This window comes from Mesorhizobium sp. M0854 (assembly GCF_040319815.1).
Lineage (GTDB): Bacteria > Pseudomonadota > Alphaproteobacteria > Rhizobiales > Rhizobiaceae > Mesorhizobium.
Window position 1 is genome coordinate 597309 of sequence record NZ_JAMYOL010000001.1, and the last position, 19800, is coordinate 617108.

The window sequence follows — 19800 nt, forward strand, 5'->3', positions numbered from 1 at the left end:
GTTCTCGCGGCCGAAGCGCACGAATTGCCTGGCGCCGCCATGTCGCTTTGGTGGGTGCTGCCGTTTGCCGGGCTATTGCTTTGCATCGCGACCGGCCCGCTGCTGTTCCATCATGCCTGGGAGCACCATTACGGCAAGATCGCTGCCTTCTGGGCAGCGTTGGTGATCGGGCCGCTGGCCATCGCCTTCGGCATCCCGTCCGCCACGCAGGCGGTGCTGCATGCGCTGCTCACCGAATACATGTCGTTCATCATCCTGCTGTTTGCGCTGTTCACCATTTCGGGCGGTATCTTCGTTGCCGGCAACATACACGGCACGCCGCTGGTCAATGCCGGGCTGTTGCTGGGAGGGGCGCTGCTTGCCTCGATCATTGGCACAACCGGCGCCTCGATGATCCTGATCCGGCCGCTCATCCGCGCCAACGACAACCGGCGCTTCAACGCCCATGTCGTCATCTTTTTCATCTTCCTGGTGTCCAACATCGGCGGGTCGCTAACGCCGCTGGGCGATCCGCCGCTGTTCGTCGGCTTTCTGCGCGGCGTCGATTTCTTCTGGACGACAGTTCACCTGCTGCCCGAGACGCTGTTCGTCGCCGGCGTGGTGCTGGCTGTTTTCCTGGCGATCGACATCATCATGCATCGCCGGGAGGAAGGCGCGCCGAAGATCAAGGATCCGACGCCCGACAGCAAGGTGCGCATTCGCGGCCTGGCCAACATCCCGCTGCTGGCCGGCGTAATCGCCGCGATCCTGATTTCCGCTGCCTGGAAGCCGGGAGTGAGTTTCTCATTTCAGGGTGTCAGCCTCGAGCTGCAGAATCTGGTGCGGGACGCCGCCATCCTGATACTGGCCTTCACTTCGCTTGTCGTCTCGCCGAAGGAGTTTCGCGGCGCAAACGCCTTCAACTGGGGGCCTATTGCCGAGGTGGCGAAGCTGTTCGCCAGCATCTTCATCTGCATCGTGCCGGTCGTCGCCATATTGCGGGCCGGGCTCGATGGCGCGCTGGCGCCGTTGGTACTGCTGGTCAGTTCGCCGACCGGCGCGCCGGACAACCTTGCCTATTTCTGGCTGACCGGAGCGCTGTCGTCCTTCCTCGACAATGCGCCGACCTATCTGGTGTTCTTCGAGCTGGCTGGCGGCGATGCGCAGCATCTGATGACCGAGCTCGCCTCGACGCTGGCGGCGATCTCGGCAGGCGCGGTGTTCATGGGCGCCAACACCTATGTCGGCAATGCGCCGAATTTCATGGTCTATGCCATTGCCAGGCATCGCGGCATCAAGATGCCGAGCTTCTTTGGCTATATGGCATGGTCGGGCGCGGTGCTGATCCCGACATTCCTGCTTGCCGGCTTGCTGTTCTTTGCCTGATCATCCTACGCCGACATAGCGACGGACCGCGGAGGGATCGGAACGCAGTTCCTCGACATCGACCGTCTCGCGGTTGCGGCCGTTTTCGATGAAACAAACGCGGTCTGCGACCGACAGCACGGCATCGACGCGCTGCTCGACAAGAATTGTCGACACGCCAAGCGCACGCAGCTTCGACACGGTTTCGCGGATCTTGGCGATCATCGACGGCATCAGCCCTTCGGTCGGTTCGTCGAGCAGGAGCACCTGCGGTTCCAGACACAGGGCGCGGGCCATGGCCAGCATCTGCTGCTCGCCGCCGGACAGCGTGCCCGAACGCTGCCTGAGGCGCTGGCGCAACAGCGGGAAGAGATCGAGCACGTTCTCGCGCGTCGCCTTGCCCTTGTTGCGGGCCATCAGGCCGATCTCGATGTTTTCCGCCACCGTCATCTCGGCGAACAGCCGCCGGCCCTGCGGCACGTAGGCGACGCCGGCCTTGGGTACCTCGTGCGCCGGCAAGCCGCTCAATTCCCGCCCTTCGAGCCGAATCGACCCGGAGCTTACCGGCACCAGACCCATGATTGCCTTCAGCGTCGTCGTCTTGCCGGCGCCGTTGCGGCCGAACAGGCAGAGCACTTCGCCCTCGTTCAAGACAAGATCGAGGCCATAGAGCACCTGGACCTCGCCATAGAAGCAGTCGACCCCGGAGATCGTCAGTGCCTTGGACTGGGCCTCAGCCATGGGTCGTCCCCAGATAGGCGTCCTGCACCGCGGCATTGGCGCGGATCTGCTCGGGCGTGCCTTCAGCCAAAATCCTGCCGGCGTTGAAGACGGTGATGCGGTCGGCGAGCCGCATGACCACCGGCATGTTGTGCTCGATCAAAAGCACGGTGGCGCTATCGGCGATCGCGCGCACCAGCTCGATGAAATTGTCGATCTCGCTGTCGGCAAGCCCTTGCGTCGGTTCGTCGAGGATCAGCAGCCGCGGCTTCAGTGCCAGTCCCATTGCCACTTCCAGCAACCGCTGGTGACCGTAGGACAATTGCCCGGCAGGCATTTGCGCCCGGTCGGCAAGGCCGGTGCGCTCGAGCGCCGCCATGACGCCGGTGTGAACCGCGCCCTTCGAGCGGCCGTCGGTCAGCGTGCGCTGCACCGGCAGGGCAACATTGTCGTAGGCGCTGAGATTGGCAAAGACGCTGGTGATCTGGAACGTATAGGCGATGCCGAGGCGAACCCGGGCGTAGGCAGGCAGGCTGGTGATGTCGGCGCCGTCGAAGACGATCATGCCCGACGAGGGCTGGATGCGGCCGCTGACCAGGCTGACGAAGGTGGTCTTGCCGGCACCGTTGGGGCCGATAATGGCGCGAATCTCGCCCGGTATCAGCGCGAAGTCGACGCCGTCGACGGCACGCAAGCCGCCGAAACTGCGCGACAGGCCTTTGGTGGTGAGCAGCGGCATCATGGCAACCACCCGAGCCAGCGCTGGCGGATGCTGCCGAGAATGCCTCTCGGGAAGAACAGCACCAGCAGGATGAGCGCTATGCCGACGACCAGCAGATAGGCCGAGGTGTAGCCGCTGGCGACGTCGATGACATAATACATGAACAGCGTGCCGATCAGCGGACCGAGCGTGGTGGCGGCACCGCCCAGCAGCACCCAGAGCAGCGGCAGGATGGAGTATTGCACCGAGGCGAAGCTCGAGCCGACATAGCCGAACAGCAGCGCATAGGCCGCGCCGGAAGCCGCGCAGATGCTGCCGGAGATGACGACGGCGGCGAGCTTGCTGGAGAACGTGTCGTAGCCAAGCATCTTGGTCCGCTCCTCGTTCTCGCGGATGGCGACCAGCACGCGACCGTAGCCGGAGCGGACTATCGCCAGGCTTATGAGCAGCACGATCGAGAACAGTGCCAGCGCGCTCATATAGCGCACGGTCGGGTTGGTGAGGTCGAGTGACGTGCTGCCCAGGACAAGGACACGCATCGGCTGCGGCACGACCATGCCCTGGTCGCCACCGGTCCAGGCAGCGAAATAAAGAATGACGAGATAAAATACCTGAGCGAACATCATGGTGACGATCATGAAGGCGACGCCGGAGGTGCGCAGCGCCAGCAGCCCGATCACCAGCGCGAGAAGCGCGCCGTAGGCAAGCCCGGCTGCGAAGGCGGCCGGTACGCTCCAGCCGAGATGGATGACGGCAAGGCCGGCGCCATAGAGCCCGGCTGAAAAGAACATGGCATGGCCGAGGCTGAGCAGCCCGACATAGCCGAACAGCAGATTGTAGCCCATGGCGAAGACCGCCAGCACCATGATGCGGGCGAGCAGGCCGTGATGGTATTCCGGCAGGACGAAGCTAAGCCCGAAAAGCAGGGCGATGACGCCGAGGTGCAGCGCATATGGCTTTGCCGGCGAAGCATCCTTCATCGCGATGTCGTCCCGAATAGGCCCTGCGGCCGGAACACCAGCACCATGGCGACGAGCAAGGTGGCGATGATCTTGGCCAGCGTCGGTGAGAAGAACACCGAGATGATGCCGTCGGAAAGGCCGATCAGCACCGCGGCGACGACCGTGCCGCGCAGCGAGCCGAGGCCGCCGATGATGACGACGATGAACGACAGCAACAGCGGGTCCTGTCCCATCAGATAGTGGGCCTGGCTGATCGGCACGATCAGCACCGCGGCGACAGCAGCCAGCATGGCGCCGAGCGCGAAAACACCGGCATAGACTCTGGTCACCGGGATGCCGAAGGCCTGCGCCGTCTCGCTGTCATATTGCGTGGCGCGCATGACGAGGCCGATTTTCGTGCGCGTCAGCACCAGCCAGGTCGCGACCAGCAGCAGCGCCGACGCGGCGATGATCGACAGCTTGTAGCCGGAATAGCCGAACCACGGCAGGAGGATGCGGTAGCTGAACGGCGGCTCCACCGGCCGCGCCTCCGGGCCGTAGAAGGTCAGCGCCAATTGCTGGATGATGTAGAGCATGCCGATGGTGGCGACGATGGTGGCTTCCGGATTGTAGTTGAGCCGGCGCAGCACCAGCCGTTCGGCGAGCAGCGCGATCAGGCCGACGATCAGCGGCGCCAGCACCAGGGCGGCCAGGAAGCCGAGCGCCGGATGGCCGGATATCGCCGTTGAGATCGCCCAGGCAAGCACCGCGCCCAGCATGAAGAACTCGCCATGCGCGACATTGACGACGCGCATGACGCCGAACACCAGCGACAGCCCAAGCGCCGTCAGCGCCAGCACGGCGGAGGTGACGAGGCCTTCGAGGGCGGCGAGGAGCAGGTGAGGTCCGAAGTGCATCGCCTAAGCACCGGCGGATGCGCGAAGCACCCCCCTCTGGCCAGAGGGGGGTATCTTGGCGCTCACGCTTGCTGCAGCAGCCAAGCTCACAGCGTCTGCGTCGTGTAATCCCCCTCAGGCTCGTAGAGGCCGTCCTCGATCTTGGTCTTGTGGACGACATTCAGCCGGCCGCCTTCGACCTTGGAGATGTTCTGGATGCCAAAGCACTGGTGGATCTTGCCGTTGAAGGTTTTCGGCCCCTGCGGATGCTCCGGCCCCTCGGCGAACTCGGTCAACGCCTCGGTCGCCTCGACCAGCTTGGCGCGGTCTTCCGGGCCCTTGTAGCCGGCATCCTCCATCGCCTTCTTGACGACGTAGAGCGTTTCCCAGCAGCCGAACATATGCGCGGCGGTGGAGACGTCCTTGGGGTCGCCGACGGCGGCACCATTGTCGTCGATGCCGACGGCGGCGCGGTAGGCTTTCTGCGCAGGGGAGTCATCGGGCTGCGCATAACGCGGCGAGCCTTCCCAGAAATGGCTGCCGTCGAGGAATTCGAGGCCGGGGCTGTTGATGTCGGTGGCTTCGAGCGAATCGATGAAGCCGAACAATTGCGGCCGATTGGAGCCGTAGAACTCGCCGAGCTCCTTGACGAAGGTGAGCACCGCCGGGCCGACCATGACGTGGTAGATCACCTCGGTCTCTGCGGGGATCTGCGGGAAATATTTGGTGAAGGAGGATTCCGTCGGCGGAATCGCGATCTGCGCAATGACCTCGGCGCCTTGCGCCTTCAGGGCCGGCGGCAGGTAGTCGCGATGGTCGTAGCCGAAAGCGAAATCGGGGAAGATCTGCGTCACCTTCTTGCCGGCATTGGCGGCAATCCACGGCGCCATCGACTGGATCTGGCTCTTCACATCGGTGATGCCGGGCTGGAAGACGTAGCGGTTCAACTTGGTCGAGGCGACGTGGTGGCCTTCGCTGACAACGAAATAGGGCATCTTGGCCTCGCCGGCGGCCGGCGCCGAGCCGATGACGACATGCGAAAACAGCGTGCCGTAGACGATATCGGTCTTGTGCTGAGAGGCGAACTTGCCGACGACTTCGGCTCCCCGGCCGGGATCGGTGCCGTCATCCTCAATGATCACCTCGAGGGGTCGGCCGTTGATGCCGCCGGCATCGTTGATCGCCTTGACGGCAGCCGCTGTGGTTTTCTCGTACCAGCGGCCATAGGCGGCGCCGATGCCGGTGCGGTGCGACTGGAAGCCGATCTTGATCGGCGCCGAGTTCTGCGCCTGGCTGTAACGCACGAAACCCGGCGCGACGGCAAGACCGGCGCCGGCGGCAAGGCCCTTCAGCGCCGTGCGGCGGGTGAGAGCGGATCTGGAGAGATCGAAAAACCCATTCTTGTCAGTCACGGCAGTTCCCCTTGTTTTTGAGCTTTGACCAATGGCTGTAGCAGGCAGGCCACTCTTGTTAAGAGGGGCGAAAATTGCATGTGTACAAACTAAATCACCAAAGCTCTGACGTGGCAAGCGAGCTTTCCCCAAGGTTCGATTGACGGCCATCGCACACCTCGTTCATCCGGCGCTCGGCGTCGCAAGCAGCCATAGGCCGAGGACGGTGTAGGCGATCATCAGCACGGTGAGCGGGAACTGGCTGAGCGCGGCGCGAGCCGGAATGGCGTGCAGCCGCCAGGCCAAGCCATGGGCGACAAGCACAGCAAGCATGTGGCCGCCAATGATGACGCCGGCCTGGAGGTTCCACAGCCACCACGCCGAGCCGGCGCCGGCGACAACGCCGGCTTCAATTGACATGTCTGCGGTACCGAACAGGTTCCAGCCAAACGCAAACGGGTCGGAGAGAGCGGCAATTGCATATTGGCCGTCGACCAGCAGCGCCGTCAGATAATGCGCGAAGTGGTAGGCGAGCGCGATCGGTACGATCGACCAGGCCAAAAGCCCGGCGGCGTGACCGAGCGAATGGTTGCTGCCGGCAAGGTGCTGGCCAAGAAAGACGGCTAGCGCGAACACGGCCGCAAGCACGGCAAAGCTCAGCACAAGACCGAAACTGCCGATGCCGATCAAAGCGGTGCGTCCAGGAAACTCCAGCGGATTGATGCCGAACCAGCCTAGCCAGAAGAAGGTTTTCGACAGGCCGTCGAAGGACACAGACGACAGCGCAAGCAGCAGGAAAGCGACGCCGCTGAGCGGTAGCGGCGCGCCACCGAGCAGCTTGGCACCCGGCCAGCAGAGTTTGAGCCGGCCGTCTTCGTTGCGCTCGATGATGGCGAAGTGCGCTACCATGGAAAAGAACACCGTCAGGAACTCACCGCGCAGGCTCCAGTCGCGGTATCCGACGACCTGCATAGCGGCAAAGGTCAGCAGCCAATAGGCGCCGGCGGCCCAGGCCAGCCGCGCCGGATCGTCTGGCGCAGGGTCGATCAGCTCGAACCAGGCGAAGGCGAAGAACAGCAGGAAAGCCGGCCAATAGCCGAGCCGTTGGGGGAGCAGATTCGGCTGCGTTCTGCCGGACAGGCGCGAGGCGACGCGGCATGGCCCGTACCAGGGGTTGAGCCACGACCAGAGATCGCCGGCGAGCCCCTGCAACAGAGCCAGGCCAACCCAGAGCAGCGTCCACACGGTCAGCGGCAGCGGATTGGAAAGCGGATCGCGGCTGCCGAATAGGCCGGCGGCAATCAGAATTGCAAAGCCGGCAAAGGATACCAGGCTGACGGCAGTCCGCGCGCCGTCGCCGAAGGTAAAGAGCGGCAGGCGTTTGCGCCAGAAGCGGTCGAGGGAGTCCGGCGGCAGTAGAGCCAGAACAAGGAAGCTGGCGGCAACCGCGAGCGCGCCACCGACGACGTAGTAGCCGGTGGGAAGCAGCAGGACATGGCCGCGGTCGGAGGCGTGGGCGAAGGCGGGCGTGGATGGGAATGCCAAGAAAGCGACGAGGCCGGGAAAGGGCCGGATTGCCGAAATGCAGCGCTCTACAGCGCCCCCCTCTGTCCTGCCGGACATCTCAAGCGGGGAGATCGGCGGTTCCGCCGTCGGCTCTCCTTCTGCAACTTCAGCAATTGGCGAAAGCAGCAATGAGGGCGCAATCTCCCCCCTCGCGGGGGAGATGTCCGGCAGGACAGAGGGGGGCGCGAAGGAACTCATGCTGCGCAAGAGTTCCCCTACCTCACACCTTCACCAACTGCTCCACGCGGTCCTTCTGGCCGAAGATGCGCAAATAGCGCGAGATCTCTTTCTCGTCGCCTGTCGACTTGGCCGGATTGTCGGAAAGCTTGACCGCCGGCCTGCCGTTGGCTTCGGTGACCTTGCAGACCAGCGAGATGGCGTCTAGCCGGTTGGTCTCGGTCGGCGCGCAGCCCTCGAAATCGTTGGTCAGGTTGGTGCCCCAGCCGAAGGACATGCGCACCTTGCCGCGGAAGTGGCGGTAGGTTTCCTCGATGGTCTCGACCTCCAGCCCATCAGAGAAGATAAGCAGCTTCTGCTTGGGGTCCTTGCCCTTTTCGCGCCACCAGGAAATGATTTTCTCGCCGCCTTCGATCGGCGGCGCGCTGTCGGGGCGGAAGCCGGTCCAGTCGGCGACCCAGTCCGGTGCATCGCGCAGGAACGCCGCGGTGCCGAAGGTGTCCGGCAGTACGATCAGCAGGTTGCCGCCGTAGTAGCGCTGCCAGTCCTGCAGCACGTTGTAGGGCGACCGTTTCAATTCCTTTTCCGAATTGGTGAGCGCGGCGAACACCATCGGCAGTTCATGCGCGTTGGTGCCGAGCGCCTCGAGATCGTTGTCCATGGCGAGCAGCACGTTGGAGGTGCCAGTGAAGGCCTCGCCGATGCCCTCCTTCAACGCTTCGACGCACCAGCGCTGCCACAGGAAAGAATGACGGCGGCGGGTGCCGAAATCCGAGATGCGGATGCCGGGCAGCGCCTTCAGCCGCTCGGTCTTGGCCCACATCTTGGCCTTGGCGCGGGCATAGAGCACGTCGAGCGCGAACGGCCCGAACGCCCGCATGGCCGCGCGAGATCGAAGTTCATTGATAATTGCCAGCGCCGGGATCTCCCACAGCGTCGTGTACATCCACGGACCGCTGAAGGCGAGTTCGTATTGGCCGTCGCGCTTGGAAAGCTCGTATTCGGGCAGCCGGAAATTTTCCAGCCAGGCGAGGAATTCCGGTTCGAATATCTGCTTGCGGCCATAGAAGGTGTTGCCGCCGAGCCAGATCATTTCTTTCTTAGAGAAGCGCAAGGTGCGGGCATGGTCGAGCTGCTCGCGCAGCTCCGTCTCATCGATCTCCTCGGCAAGGCGGACCGAGGTGGTGCGGTTGATCAGCGAGAAGGTGGCGTCGACCTTGGGATACATGCCCCAGATCATCTGCAGCATCAGAAGCTTGTAGAAATCGGTGTCGAGCAAGCTGCGGACGATCGGGTCGAGCTTCCAGGTGTGATTGTAGACGCGCCGCGCTATATCGGTCTTTGCCATCGCTTAATGCGCCTTCGTTGCTCGCTCTAGCTTTTGTCTAGCGCAATTCCGGACGGAAAACCGCTGCGCACTTTTCCTGGAATTGCTCCAAATGCCTCTTAGCATCGAATTTTTGAACGCGCCTCCCGCTTTGCGGGCTGGCCCGACAAAAAGAAGCCCCTGCTGCAAGCGGCGCCTACGGCAGTTTCGGCCTCAGGATGCGGTCTTGGCGCCGACCACCTTGAGCGCTGGACGCTTGCGGCGAATGCCGATGCGGCCTGCCACCGGTGCGTCAGCGCGGCGGTCGGCCTGTTCTTTCTCGGCAAACAGCCAGTCGATGAACAATTGCACGATCGGTGCCGACCGCATCTCGTTGCGGCAGACGACGTAGAAATCGTCGACGGCCGGCACGGAAAGGCTGAACGGGGCGACAAGCAGGCCCCTGGCGAGCAGTCCGCTTGCCGTCACCGTATCGCCGAGCGCCACGCCATGGCCGTGAACCGCGGCCTCGGTCGCCATCCGCGCATCGCCGAGATGATGGCGACGGCCGCGCTCGAGGTCCAGCGCGTCGGCGGCGGCCAGCCAGGTATGCCATTCGCGGCCGTCGTCGCCATGCAGGAAGACGTGATCGGCGAGGTCGCGAACGGTGCGGATCGGGCGGTTGTTGATCAGCGTCGGGCTGACCACCGGGAACAGTTCGAGGCCCGACCATTTGCGCATCCAGCAGTCGGTCCAGCTGCCGTCGCCATAGTGCACGCAGACATCGATATGCGGTGCGCGGACGTCCTTGGCATCATTGGATGGGATCAGCGTCAGCCTGATATCCGGATATTGCGAGGTGAAGCTGCCCAGCCGCGGGATCATCCACAGCAACAGTAGCGCCGGCACGCAGGATACAGAGAGAACGCCGGTGCTGGCCGGTCTCGTCATGCGCTGCGTGGCGGCGGCAATGCCGTCGAAGGCGGTCGACACCGCCGGCAGCAGCTCGGCGCCGTGCGGCGTCAGTTTCACCCGCTGACCGGCACGCTCGAACAGCTTGACACCCAACGATTGCTCGAGCGCCTTGATCTGATGGCTGATGGCGCCGTGGGTGACGTTGAGCTCAGCCGCCGCCTTGCTCAGCGAGGCGTGGCGCGCCGTCGCCTCGAAGGCGCGCAGCGGGTTGAGCGGTGGCAAACGCTTGGCCATTTGGACCCTGGGCTCTGTGAGATTTTCTCACAGATAACACACTAACAATATCAATTGATTTTTCAATGCAGCTACGGGACACTTTGCCCAGGCATTGCATCAAGACGTGAAATCTGCAGGCAGCCGGCGGCTGCGGCTATCGAGGCCGCCGCCCGCGCGCCGCACCAGCCATGGAGGACCGACATGGGTTACGACCGCGGCAAGCTCGAAGCGTTGCGCCGCAAATACGGCGAGAGCCATGGCGGCGAAATGTTCGACCCGAAATTCCAGCGTGTCGCCGACAAGATCTTCTCCAAGACCGGCACGCGACTGGCGCCCTATTCCGGCATCCCGACCTTCCTCGCGGCGCCCTATCGTGAAATCGCCGCCGACAATCCGGATTTCGGCGATCTGCAGGTGGCGATGATCGGTGTGCCGATGGATCTGGGCGTCACCAACCGGCCGGGCGCCCGTTTCGGGCCAAGGGCGTTGCGCGCCATCGAGCGCATCGGCCCCTACAATCATGTGCTGGAATGCGCACCGACGCATGAGCTGAAGGTCGCCGACATCGGCGACGTGCCGTTCCAGAGCCGCTACCGGCTGGAGACCAGCCATGACGACATCGAACGCCGCACCAACCAGATCGTCGACGCCGGCGTCCTGCCCTTGTCTGTCGGCGGCGACCATTCGATCAGCCACCCGATCCTGAAGGCTGTCGGCAAGAAGGCGCCGGTGGGCATGATCCATATCGACGCTCATTGCGATACCAGCGGCCTGTTTGACATGACCAAGTTCCACCATGGCGGGCCGTTCCGCAACGCGGTGCTGGACGGCGTGCTCGACCCGAGCCGCACCATCCAGATCGGCATTCGCGGCTCGGCCGAATATCTGTGGGAGTTCACCTATGAGTCCGGCATGACCGTCGTGCATGCCGAAGAGGTGACCGGCCTCGGCATTCCCGCCATTATCGAGAAGGCGCGCAGGATAGTCGGCGACGGCCCGACCTATGTCTCCTTCGACATTGACAGCATCGATCCGGCCTTCGCGCCGGGCACCGGCACACCGGAAGTCGGCGGGTTGACGACGCGCGAAGTGCTCGAGCTGCTGCGCGGCCTGAAGGGACTCAACATCGTCGGCGGCGACGTGGTCGAGGTGGCACCGCAGTACGACGCGACCACCAACACGGCGCACGCCGGCGCGCAGGTGCTGTTCGAGATCCTCAGCCTGATGGTCTTCAGCCCGGCAATCACCGGCAAGGCGGGCTGACACGCTCGACCATGATCCCGAAAGTGGGAACCGGTTTTCGGAGAAGATCATGGCCCACCAGAGAATCCAAAGGCGACCGCCGCGCTGGAGCCGGCGGTTGCACTCAAACAAACAAGCTTCCAGCAGGGGAATGACAATGACACTTCACATGAAACTTAAATCGTCCATCGCCGCCGTGCTGATGCTCGGCGCGACCGGTTTTGCTTTCACCACGCAGGCCGTCAATGCCGACGCGATCGACGACATCGCCAAGGCCGGCGCCATCAATGTCGGCATCTTTTCCGACTTCCCGCCCTTCTCCTCGGCCAGCGCCGACATGAGCATCAAGGGCTACGACATCGACGTGGCGCAATCCATCGCCGACCAGCTCAAGGTCAAGCTCAATCTGGTCAGCGTGACCGGCCAGAACCGCATTCCGTACCTGACCGACAAGCGCGTCGACCTGCTGATGAGCGTCGGCTACTCCAAGGAGCGAGAGCAGGTAATCGATTTCGCCGCCGCCTACGCACCCTACTACATCGCCGTCATCGGCCCGGCAGCACTCTCGGTCAAAGGCAAGGAAGACCTTGCCGACAAGTCGATCGCCGTCAATCGCGGCACGCTGGAGGACACCTCGCTGACCGAGGCGGCACCCGCCTCGGCCGACATCCGCCGTTTCGACAACTATAATTCCGTCATCCAGGCGTTCATCTCGGGCCAGACCCAACTGATGGTGGTCGGCAACGATGTCGGCGCCCAGGTGCTCGCCCGGCAGGAGGAACTGAAGCCGGAGCAGAAATTCCAGCTTCTCACCTCGCCCTCGCATATCGGCCTCAACAAGAAGGAAGACCGCCTCAAGCAAGCGGTCAACGATGCGGTCGCCAAGATGCTGGCCGACGGCAAACTGGACGAAAGCTCGAAGGCCTGGCTGAAGACACCGCTCGATCCCGCCAATCTCAAGGATTGACGGCCAGTGACCTATAGCCTCGACTTCGGCTGGCTTGCCGGGGCAACAGGGGCGATCGCGCGCGGCGCGGCCACGACGATCCTGCTGATCGCCGTGACCACGCTGGCGGGAACGTTGCTCAGCATCCTCGGCGCGGCAGGGCGGCGGAACGGTCCGCTGCTGCTCAAGCGGGCGATCGGCGTCTATGTCGAGATGATCCGCAACACGCCGTTCCTGGTGCAGCTGTTCTTCATCTTCTTCGGGCTGCCCAGCATCGGCGTCAGGCTCGATCCGGTGCTGGCAGCCATGTTGGCGATGACGCTCAACATGGCCGCCTACACGATCGAGATCGTCGGCGCCGGGCTCGACGCGGTGCCGCCCGGGCAGACGGAAGCGGCACTGGCGCTTGGGCTCAGGCCGCGCCAGGTCTTCATCAAGATCGTGCTGCCGCAGGCGCTCAAGGTGATCTATCCGGCGCTGACCAGCCAGATCGTCATCATGATGCTGGAATCCGCCGTGGTGTCGCAGATCGCGGTGCGCGAGCTGACCTATGAAGCCGACATGCTGCAGGCGCGCACGTTCCGGGCTTTCGAGACCTATTTCGTGGTGACGATGGTCTACCTCGCCCTGTCGATTGGGCTGCGCCAGCTGCTGGTCGGCGGCGGCCGCCGGCTTCTCGGAGCCGGCGTGTCATGATCGAATTCACCTTCTGGGACATTCTGCGCAACCTGCTGCTGGCGGCGCGGTGGACGGTGCTCTTGTCGCTGGCCGCGTTTGTCGGCGGGACCGTGGTCGGCATGATCGTGCTGTTCTTCCGGATCGCCAAGAATAAATGGGCGCGCCGGTTTGCCTCCGGCTACATCGCGCTTTTCCAGGGCACGCCGCTGCTGATGCAGCTCTTCCTGATGTTCTTCGGCTTGCCGATGCTGGGCCTGCGCATCGAGCCGTGGACCGCGGCGGTGCTTGGCCTGACCTTCTTCGCCAGCGCCTATCTCGCCGAGATCTGGCGCGGCGGCGTCGATGCGCTGCCGCGCGGCCAGTGGGACGCCGGCGCCAGCCTCGGCCTGCACTATCTGCAGGAACTCCGGCTGATCATCTTGCCTCAGGCGTTTTCGATCACCCGCGCACCGACCGTCGGCTTTCTGGTGCAGCTGATCAAGTCGACCGCGCTGACGTCGATCATCGGTTTCGAGGAGCTGGTGAGGACATCCAACGCGATCAACAATGCGACCTTCGAACCGTTCAAAGTCTATGGGCTGGTAGCGCTGATCTTCTTCGTCATGTGCTTTCCGCTGACGCAATACGCACGTTCGCTCGAGCAACGGGCGGCGGCCCGCTGAGCGGGCGACCAGCAATTCAACGCCCGAATACCAGCGGCGGCGCGATCCTGTCACGCCGCAGCCAGCGCACCAGCAGGAGTGCCGCAACCACCGCCAGTCCCGACGACAGGCCGATCCAGATGCCGACGCCGTTGAAGCCGAAACGAAAGGCCAGCAGCACGCCGAGCGGCAGCCCGATGCCCCAATAGCCGATCGCGGCATAGATCATCGGCACCTTGGTGTCGTGCAGGCCGCGCAGCATGCCGCTGGCGACCGCCTGCGCACCGTCAAAAACCTGGAACAGCGCAGCAAAGGCGAGGAACGAGACGGCAAGCGCCACCACCTCGGCATTAGCCGGATTGCCCAGATCGATGAAGGCGCCGATCAAGAGTTGCGGCCACAGGATCATCACCAGCCCCATCAGCGCCATGAAGGAGACACCGACGACATAGGCGGTCCAGCCAGCCCGGCTGACACCTTCCGGATTGCCGGCGCCGTGGGCAAGTCCGACGCGCACCGTCACCGCCTGGTTGAGGCCGAGCGGCACCATAAAGGTGACCGAGGCGATCTGGATGGCGATCGCATGGGCGGCAAGCGAAGCCGCATCGATCAGGCCCATGAGAAAGGCGGCCGCGTTGAAGATCGTCACCTCGAACGCCAGCAGGCCGGCGATCGGTAGGCCGAGCCGCAGCAGGCCCTTGAAGCGCGGCCAGTCGGCGCGCCAGAAGCGTCCGAACAGACGATAGCGCCGGAACTTCTTCTCAAGCATCACCACCATCGCCATGCCGGCGAACATCAGCGTGCTGGACAGAGTGGTGGCAAGGCCGGAGCCGGCGATGCCCATCGAAGGGATGCCGAGATTGCCGAACATGAACAGCCAGTTGAAGAAGGCATTGCAGGCGACGGCAACGAAAACGATGATCAGTGCCCAGCCCGGCCGCTCCAGCGCCGAAATGAACGAGCGCAGGACGATGTAGCCGAAAAAGGGCAGCACCGCCCATTCGAGCCAGCGCAGATAGATGCCGGCCTGGTGCGCCAACGCCGGTTCCTGACCCATGGCCAGCAACACGCTCTCGCCGTGCCAGAGAAGGGCCCATATCGGAATGCAAATGAGGATCGCCAGCCACAGACCCTGGCGCACGGTGCGGCGCAGGTCGCGCACCGAGTGCCGACGGCGGCCGAGCTCCGTCGCCATCATCGGCGAGGTCGCCAGCATCAGGCCGAGCCCGAAGATGAGCGGCATGAAGTAGAGGTTGGCACCAAGCGCACCACTGGCCAGCGTGTCCGGCCCCAGCCGTCCCATCATCATGACGTCGGTAGCGGTCATCGCGGTCTGGCCGAGATTGGTCAGCACCATCGGCCAGGCGAGCGCCAGCATCGCCCTGATTTCCCGACGCCAAAGGTTTTCCGGCGCGCGAGCGTCGGCTTCGATCGCAGACATTCTAGTTTTCCGCCTATCCGATTGCGGCACGTCGGCAAGAGCCGGAAGCCGCGTCTCAGCGCGGAAACGGCCATGATCGGCCGGATTCCGCATTACGGCGAGTTTGTCTATGAAATAGGCACCGGTGGCAAGAGGCTGACTTGCGGAAGGGTTAAGCCAGTCAGCTCCATGCAGGCTGTTGGAGAGGCTATGGAAGCCGCTATGGTCGCGGCAGATCCATTTGAAAGGCAGCCTGATGAGCACGTTTCCCGAAATCTATCTGGTTCGGCATGGCGAGACGGAATGGAGTGCGTCCGGAAAACATACCGGCCGAACCGACATACCGCTGACGCCGGCCGGCGAGAAAGCGGCAAGGCGGATCGCTGAGCGGCTCAAGGGCCTGTCCTTCTCGGCGGTGTGGTCGAGCCCGTCGCAGCGCGCCTTCAACACCTGTGCCCTGGCCGGCTTCGGCTCGTCAGGCGTGAAGAAGGACGATCTGGCGGAGTGGGATTATGGCGCCTATGAGGGATTGATCACCAAACAAATTGTCGCCGAGCGCCCCGGCTGGCGTCTTTTTCGCGACGGCTGCCCGAGCGGCGAGTCCGCCACGGATGTCGGTTCGAGGGCGGACCGGATCGTCAGCCGGTTGCGCGAGGTCGGCAGCAATGTCCTGGTCTTCTCAAGCTCGCATTTCCTTAGAGTGCTGGCCGCACGCTGGCTCGGCCTGCCGCCGCAAGCCGGCGCGTTTTTCGTGCTGGATACCGCCAGCATAAGCGTGCTCGGTTATGAGCACGACCTTGACGAGCCGGTCATCCGGCGCTGGAACCAGAGATAGCAACCGATCCGATTTATCGGATCGCGTCCAGCGCCTGCCTTTGCCTGTGCATTTCGAGAAACACGCGGTAGTCGCGATCGAACCGGCCGGCGGCAGCCGGATTGGGCTCTCGCGTCCTGCCGCCCTGTTGCATGGCGACGCAGGCAGCGTTCAAATCGGGAAAAAGCCTAGCCGCGGTGGCGGCAATCATGCCGGTGCCGAGCAGCACCGCCTCGTCCGCCAGCGGCTCGACCACCGTGCAGCCGGTGGCATCGGCATAGAGCTCCATCAACAGCGGGTTCTTGGTGTGGCCGCCGGTGACGTGCAGCGTGTCGATCAGATAGCCGTTCTCGTTCAGCGCTTCCAGCACATGACGGACGCCAAGCGCGACGCTGACGGCGCTGCGCCAGTAGAGCTTGCACAGACTGTCGAAGGAGGCATCCAGCGTCAGCCCGCTGATGACGCCGACGGCATGCGGGTCGGCGAGCGGGGAGCGGTTGCCGTGAAAATCGGGCAGCACGTGCAGCCTTGCGGCGAGGTTGTCGCCCTCGGCGGCGCGCAGCTCGGCGACGCGGCGGGCAATTCTGGCATGCATGGCGGCATCCGGCTCGCCGCCGGCGCCATGCCAGCGGATGATGTGGTCGAGCAGCGCGCCGGTGGCCGACTGGCCACCTTCCGACAGCCACAGGCCGGGAAGGGCTGCGCCATAATATGGGCCCCAGACACCGGCGAAAGGCTGCGGATCGGGCGACATCGCCATGACGCAACTCGACGTACCTGCAATCAGGGCCAGATTGCGGCCGATGTTCGTCGCGTCACCGGCGAAACCGCCGAGCACGCCAAGCGCGCCGGCATAGGCATCGATGACGCCGGCGCCGACCCGGCATTTTTCGGTGAGGCCAAGCTCCGTCGCGGCTTGCGCGCCGAGCGGGCCGATATCGGCACCGACCGGGCTTGCCTTTTCCGGCAGGTTGCCGTGCTCAAAGACATCGCCGAGCCCGACGGCTTCGAAGAAGTCGCGCCGCCAGCCGGTCGCTTCATGGGCTAGATAGGTCCATTTGGCGGTCAGCGTGCATTGTGAACGGGAGAGCGAGCCGCTCGCCTTCCAGGTGAGGAAGTCGGTGAGGTCGAATAGATAGCCGGCTTCGTTCCATGTTCCGGGCAGGTTGCGCTTCAGCCACATCAGCTTCGGCGTCTCCATTTCCGGCGACATGACGCCGCCGATATAGTCGAGCACAGCGTGGCCGCTTTCAGTGCATTCGTCGGCCTCGGCAATTGCGCGATGGTCGAGCCAGACAATGGTGTCCCAGCGCCTTTCACCAGTGACGGACACGCTGAGCTGGCCGCCTTGCCGGTCTCGCACCACCAGCGAGCAGGTGGCATCAAAGGAGATGCCGACGATATCCTCGGCCCGCACGCCCGCCTTTTCGCGGGCAGCGCGGACGGCCATGCACACCGCCGACCATATATCCTGCGAATCGTGCTCGGCATGGTCGGCCTTTGGCTGTTGCATGGCGATCGGGTGCTCGGCGCGGCCGAGCAAGGCGCCACCGGTGTCGAGAATGCCGGCACGAGCGCTTCCGGTGCCGACATCGACCGCGCAAACGAAACTGTTGGTCAAGGTGTTCTTGCTCTCGCTCCCAGGCCTGCAATCAGATCGGGCAATTGCAGCATGTCAGCGAATATAAAGTCCGGCTCACTCGACGCAAGCCGCGCTTTCAATGCCGGGTTGCCGGTGTGCGAGCCGCCGGTGAAGGCAAGGACGCGCATGCCGGCCGCCCGCGCCGCTTCGATGCCGGCCGGGCTGTCCTCGACGACGAGGCAGTTTCGCGGGGCCGCTCTCATTTTATCTGCTGCATGGAGAAAGAGATCGGGCGCCGGTTTGCCCCGCGCCACCATGGCGGCGCTGAATAAATGCGGCTCCAGCAGCCCAAGCAACCCGGTGACGTCGAGCGCATAGCGGATGCGTTCCAGGGTGCCGGAGGAGGCGACGCAGCACGGTACGCCGAGCCTCGGCAGGACCTGTGCGATACCTGGCATCGGTTTCAGCTCATCGCGGAATCTGCGCATCAGTTCGGAGCGCATCTCGGTCAGATGCTGCTCGGTGAGATCGAGCCCGAAGTCGCTTGCGAGGATTTCGCGGACGCTCTTCATGCTCTTGCCGAGGAAGTGCTCGTAGGCAATGTCCTCGCTGACGTTGCCACCGGCAAGCGCGATCATCTCCAGCAATGCCGAGACGGACAGCATCTCACTGTCCACCAGCACGCCGTCACAGTCGAAAATGACCAGTTCAGGCGTCATCGCGCTGGATCGGCTTCAGAGGTCGCCGGCGAGATAGCGCGTCAGTGTCGCGCGCGCGCCGTCCGCCCACAGCAGTCTCAGCGCTTGGCCGAAGGCTTCAGCGAACGGCGGCGAGCGGCCGACATCGCCATAGATGTCCTCCATGGCAAGCCAGGCGGCAGGCATGTCCCTGGCCGCCTTGGCCGTCGCCTGCAACCGGCCCCAGTTCGGGTCGTTGGGCTCGGTGACGGCACCGGAATCCGTCGTGCCGAAGCAGTAGCGAGACCAGAGCGCCGATTCCAGCGCAAGGCCGGTGACACTTTTGCCAGCCTTCAGCCGGTCGGTGATGGTCGGGATGATGAATTTCGGCTGGCGGTTGGAGCCGTCGAGGCAAAGCCGGCGTATGGTGTCGCCGATCTTCGGATTGGAGAAGCGGTGCTCGATGAGCTGGTAGTAATCTTCGAGGTCGGTGTCCGGAACCGGCGGCACGGTCGGGATGATTTCGTCATGCTCGAGCTTGTCGAGGAAGCCGCGTACCAGCGGCTCCTGCATCGCCTCATGGACGAAATGGATGTCCATCAGCCCGGCCGGATAGGCGATGGTCGCATGGCCGCCATTGAGGATGCGGATCTTCATCAGCTCATAGGGCGCGACGTCGCTGACGAACTGCACGCCGACTTTTTCCAGCGGCGGGCGGCCGTCGGTGAAACGGTCCTCCAGCACCCATTGCTTGAACGGTTCGCAAAACACCGGCCAATTGTCGTCGAGGCCGAACTCGCTGGAGAGAATGCCGCGCTCGCGGTCGGTGGTGGCCGGCGTGATGCGGTCGACCATGCCATTGGGAAAGGTAACGTTCTCGCTCACCCAGTTTGCCAAACCTTCGTCGATCAGCCGCGCAAGGCCGATGACGCCATCTGAGGTGACGTGGCCGTTATGGGGAATGTTGTCGCAGGACATGATTGTGAAGGGCACGATACCGTCGGCGCGGCGGCGCAGCAGCCCGGCGAGAACGAGGCCGAAGACGGTCTTCGGCGTCGCCCCCGGCTCAGCGTCGGCAACGATGTCGGGATGTGTCGGATTGAAGACGCCGGATGCCGGATCGATGAAATAGCCGCCCTCGGTTATGGTCAGGGAGACGATCTTGATCGCCGGATCGGCAAGCCGTTCGACGATTGCGGCCGCATCGCCCGGCACCAGGAAGTCGATCATGACGCCGGTGACGCGCGCGCTCATATGGCCGCTGTCCTGCTCGACCACGGTGGTCAGCCAGTCCTGCTCCTGCAGCTTGCCGCGGCCGACCTTCTCGCCTTCGAAGACGCCGGCGCCGACAATGGCCCAGTCGTGGCCGACACCCGAATTGAACAGGTCGTCGAGATAGACGGCCTGGTGCGAGCGATGGAAATTGCCGACGCCGAAATGCACGATGCCGGCCTTGAGCGCGGCGCGATCATATTTCGGGCCGGCGACCTTGGGCGGCAGCTTGGCGAGGATGGAAGAAGAGAGTTTCACGGTCATCTGCTTTACCC

General features: G+C 63.9%; 18 protein-coding genes. 6 read left to right on the top strand and 12 right to left on the bottom strand.

The window, feature by feature from the left end; genetic code table 11:
• The first annotated feature begins 39 nt into the window (after positions 1-39).
• The gene (locus NKH99_RS02750; protein WP_502899990.1) at positions 40-1365 is read left to right on the top strand and encodes a sodium:proton antiporter; all 1326 of its coding nucleotides are present in this window, start codon (positions 40-42) and stop codon (positions 1363-1365) included.
• Here the strand turns inward: NKH99_RS02750 and NKH99_RS02755 are convergent, their stop codons facing one another.
• The 8 genes from NKH99_RS02755 to gcvA form a co-directional block, all read right to left on the bottom strand.
• Positions 1366-2085 (bottom strand): ABC transporter ATP-binding protein, encoded by a 720-nt coding sequence (locus NKH99_RS02755; protein WP_352472376.1) that lies wholly within the window; start codon positions 2083-2085, stop codon positions 1366-1368. It abuts the gene before it with no gap.
• The gene (locus NKH99_RS02760; protein ID WP_352769443.1) at positions 2078-2806 is read right to left on the bottom strand and encodes an ABC transporter ATP-binding protein; all 729 of its coding nucleotides are present in this window, start codon (positions 2804-2806) and stop codon (positions 2078-2080) included. The genes NKH99_RS02755 and NKH99_RS02760 overlap by 8 nt, the downstream gene beginning before the upstream one ends.
• Entirely contained in the window at positions 2803-3765 is a 963-nt protein-coding gene (locus NKH99_RS02765) for a branched-chain amino acid ABC transporter permease (RefSeq protein WP_352819612.1), read from the bottom strand. Before NKH99_RS02765 ends, NKH99_RS02760 begins: the two co-directional genes overlap by 4 nt.
• Positions 3762-4643 (bottom strand): branched-chain amino acid ABC transporter permease, encoded by an 882-nt coding sequence (locus tag NKH99_RS02770; RefSeq protein WP_352455934.1) that lies wholly within the window; start codon positions 4641-4643, stop codon positions 3762-3764. Before NKH99_RS02770 ends, NKH99_RS02765 begins: the two co-directional genes overlap by 4 nt.
• Before the next feature lie 86 nt (positions 4644-4729).
• Complete coding sequence (locus tag NKH99_RS02775) at positions 4730-6034, bottom strand: ABC transporter substrate-binding protein (RefSeq protein WP_353012409.1); 1305 nt, start codon at positions 6032-6034, stop codon at positions 4730-4732.
• Positions 6035-6196: 162 nt separating this feature from the next.
• On the bottom strand, positions 6197-7636 hold the full coding sequence (locus NKH99_RS02780; protein WP_353012412.1) for a hypothetical protein: 1440 nt from the start codon (positions 7634-7636) through the stop codon (positions 6197-6199).
• Between the two features lie 163 nt (positions 7637-7799).
• The gene (gene pncB, locus NKH99_RS02785; RefSeq protein WP_353012415.1) at positions 7800-9104 is read right to left on the bottom strand and encodes a nicotinate phosphoribosyltransferase; all 1305 of its coding nucleotides are present in this window, start codon (positions 9102-9104) and stop codon (positions 7800-7802) included.
• 192 nt (positions 9105-9296) lie between these two features.
• Positions 9297-10271 carry a transcriptional regulator GcvA gene (gene gcvA / locus NKH99_RS02790; RefSeq protein WP_023676980.1) on the bottom strand — a complete coding sequence of 325 codons (975 nt, stop codon included), beginning with the start codon at positions 10269-10271 and terminating at the stop codon, positions 9297-9299.
• 183 nt (positions 10272-10454) lie between these two features.
• Between gcvA and speB the strand changes: the two genes are divergently transcribed.
• The 4 genes from speB to NKH99_RS02810 all read left to right on the top strand — a co-directional run bounded on the left by speB (position 10455) and on the right by NKH99_RS02810 (position 13781).
• The gene (speB, locus tag NKH99_RS02795; RefSeq protein WP_352449470.1) at positions 10455-11516 is read left to right on the top strand and encodes an agmatinase; all 1062 of its coding nucleotides are present in this window, start codon (positions 10455-10457) and stop codon (positions 11514-11516) included.
• A 136-nt stretch (positions 11517-11652) separates the two neighbouring features.
• Positions 11653-12462: a transporter substrate-binding domain-containing protein gene (locus tag NKH99_RS02800; protein ID WP_352472382.1), complete on the top strand. Its 810-nt coding sequence runs from the start codon at positions 11653-11655 to the stop codon at positions 12460-12462.
• A gap of 6 nt (positions 12463-12468) precedes the next feature.
• Entirely contained in the window at positions 12469-13137 is a 669-nt protein-coding gene (locus tag NKH99_RS02805) for an amino acid ABC transporter permease (protein WP_353012418.1), read from the top strand.
• The gene (locus NKH99_RS02810) at positions 13134-13781 is read left to right on the top strand and encodes an amino acid ABC transporter permease (RefSeq protein WP_353012421.1); all 648 of its coding nucleotides are present in this window, start codon (positions 13134-13136) and stop codon (positions 13779-13781) included. Before NKH99_RS02805 ends, NKH99_RS02810 begins: the two co-directional genes overlap by 4 nt.
• Before the next feature lie 16 nt (positions 13782-13797).
• On the opposite strand, the gene NKH99_RS02815 is transcribed toward NKH99_RS02810, so the two are convergent.
• The gene (locus tag NKH99_RS02815; RefSeq protein WP_353012424.1) at positions 13798-15201 is read right to left on the bottom strand and encodes an MATE family efflux transporter; all 1404 of its coding nucleotides are present in this window, start codon (positions 15199-15201) and stop codon (positions 13798-13800) included.
• Between the two features lie 232 nt (positions 15202-15433).
• On the opposite strand from NKH99_RS02815, the gene NKH99_RS02820 reads away from it, so the two are divergent.
• Positions 15434-16015 carry a histidine phosphatase family protein gene (locus NKH99_RS02820; RefSeq protein WP_353012482.1) on the top strand — a complete coding sequence of 194 codons (582 nt, stop codon included), beginning with the start codon at positions 15434-15436 and terminating at the stop codon, positions 16013-16015.
• Between the two features lie 13 nt (positions 16016-16028).
• On the opposite strand, the gene NKH99_RS02825 is transcribed toward NKH99_RS02820, so the two are convergent.
• The 3 genes from NKH99_RS02825 to NKH99_RS02835 are packed head-to-tail and all read right to left on the bottom strand — an operon-like array spanning position 16029 to position 19789.
• Positions 16029-17615, bottom strand: coding sequence for an FGGY-family carbohydrate kinase (locus NKH99_RS02825; RefSeq protein ID WP_353012427.1), 1587 nt, complete (start codon positions 17613-17615; stop codon positions 16029-16031).
• Positions 17612-18295: an HAD family hydrolase gene (locus tag NKH99_RS02830; protein WP_352539921.1), complete on the bottom strand. Its 684-nt coding sequence runs from the start codon at positions 18293-18295 to the stop codon at positions 17612-17614. The genes NKH99_RS02825 and NKH99_RS02830 overlap by 4 nt, the downstream gene beginning before the upstream one ends.
• 15 nt (positions 18296-18310) lie before the next feature.
• A complete protein-coding gene (locus NKH99_RS02835) occupies positions 18311-19789 on the bottom strand; it encodes a mannitol dehydrogenase family protein (protein WP_353012430.1) in 1479 nt (492 codons plus the stop codon).
• Between the last annotated feature and the right edge of the window lie 11 nt (positions 19790-19800).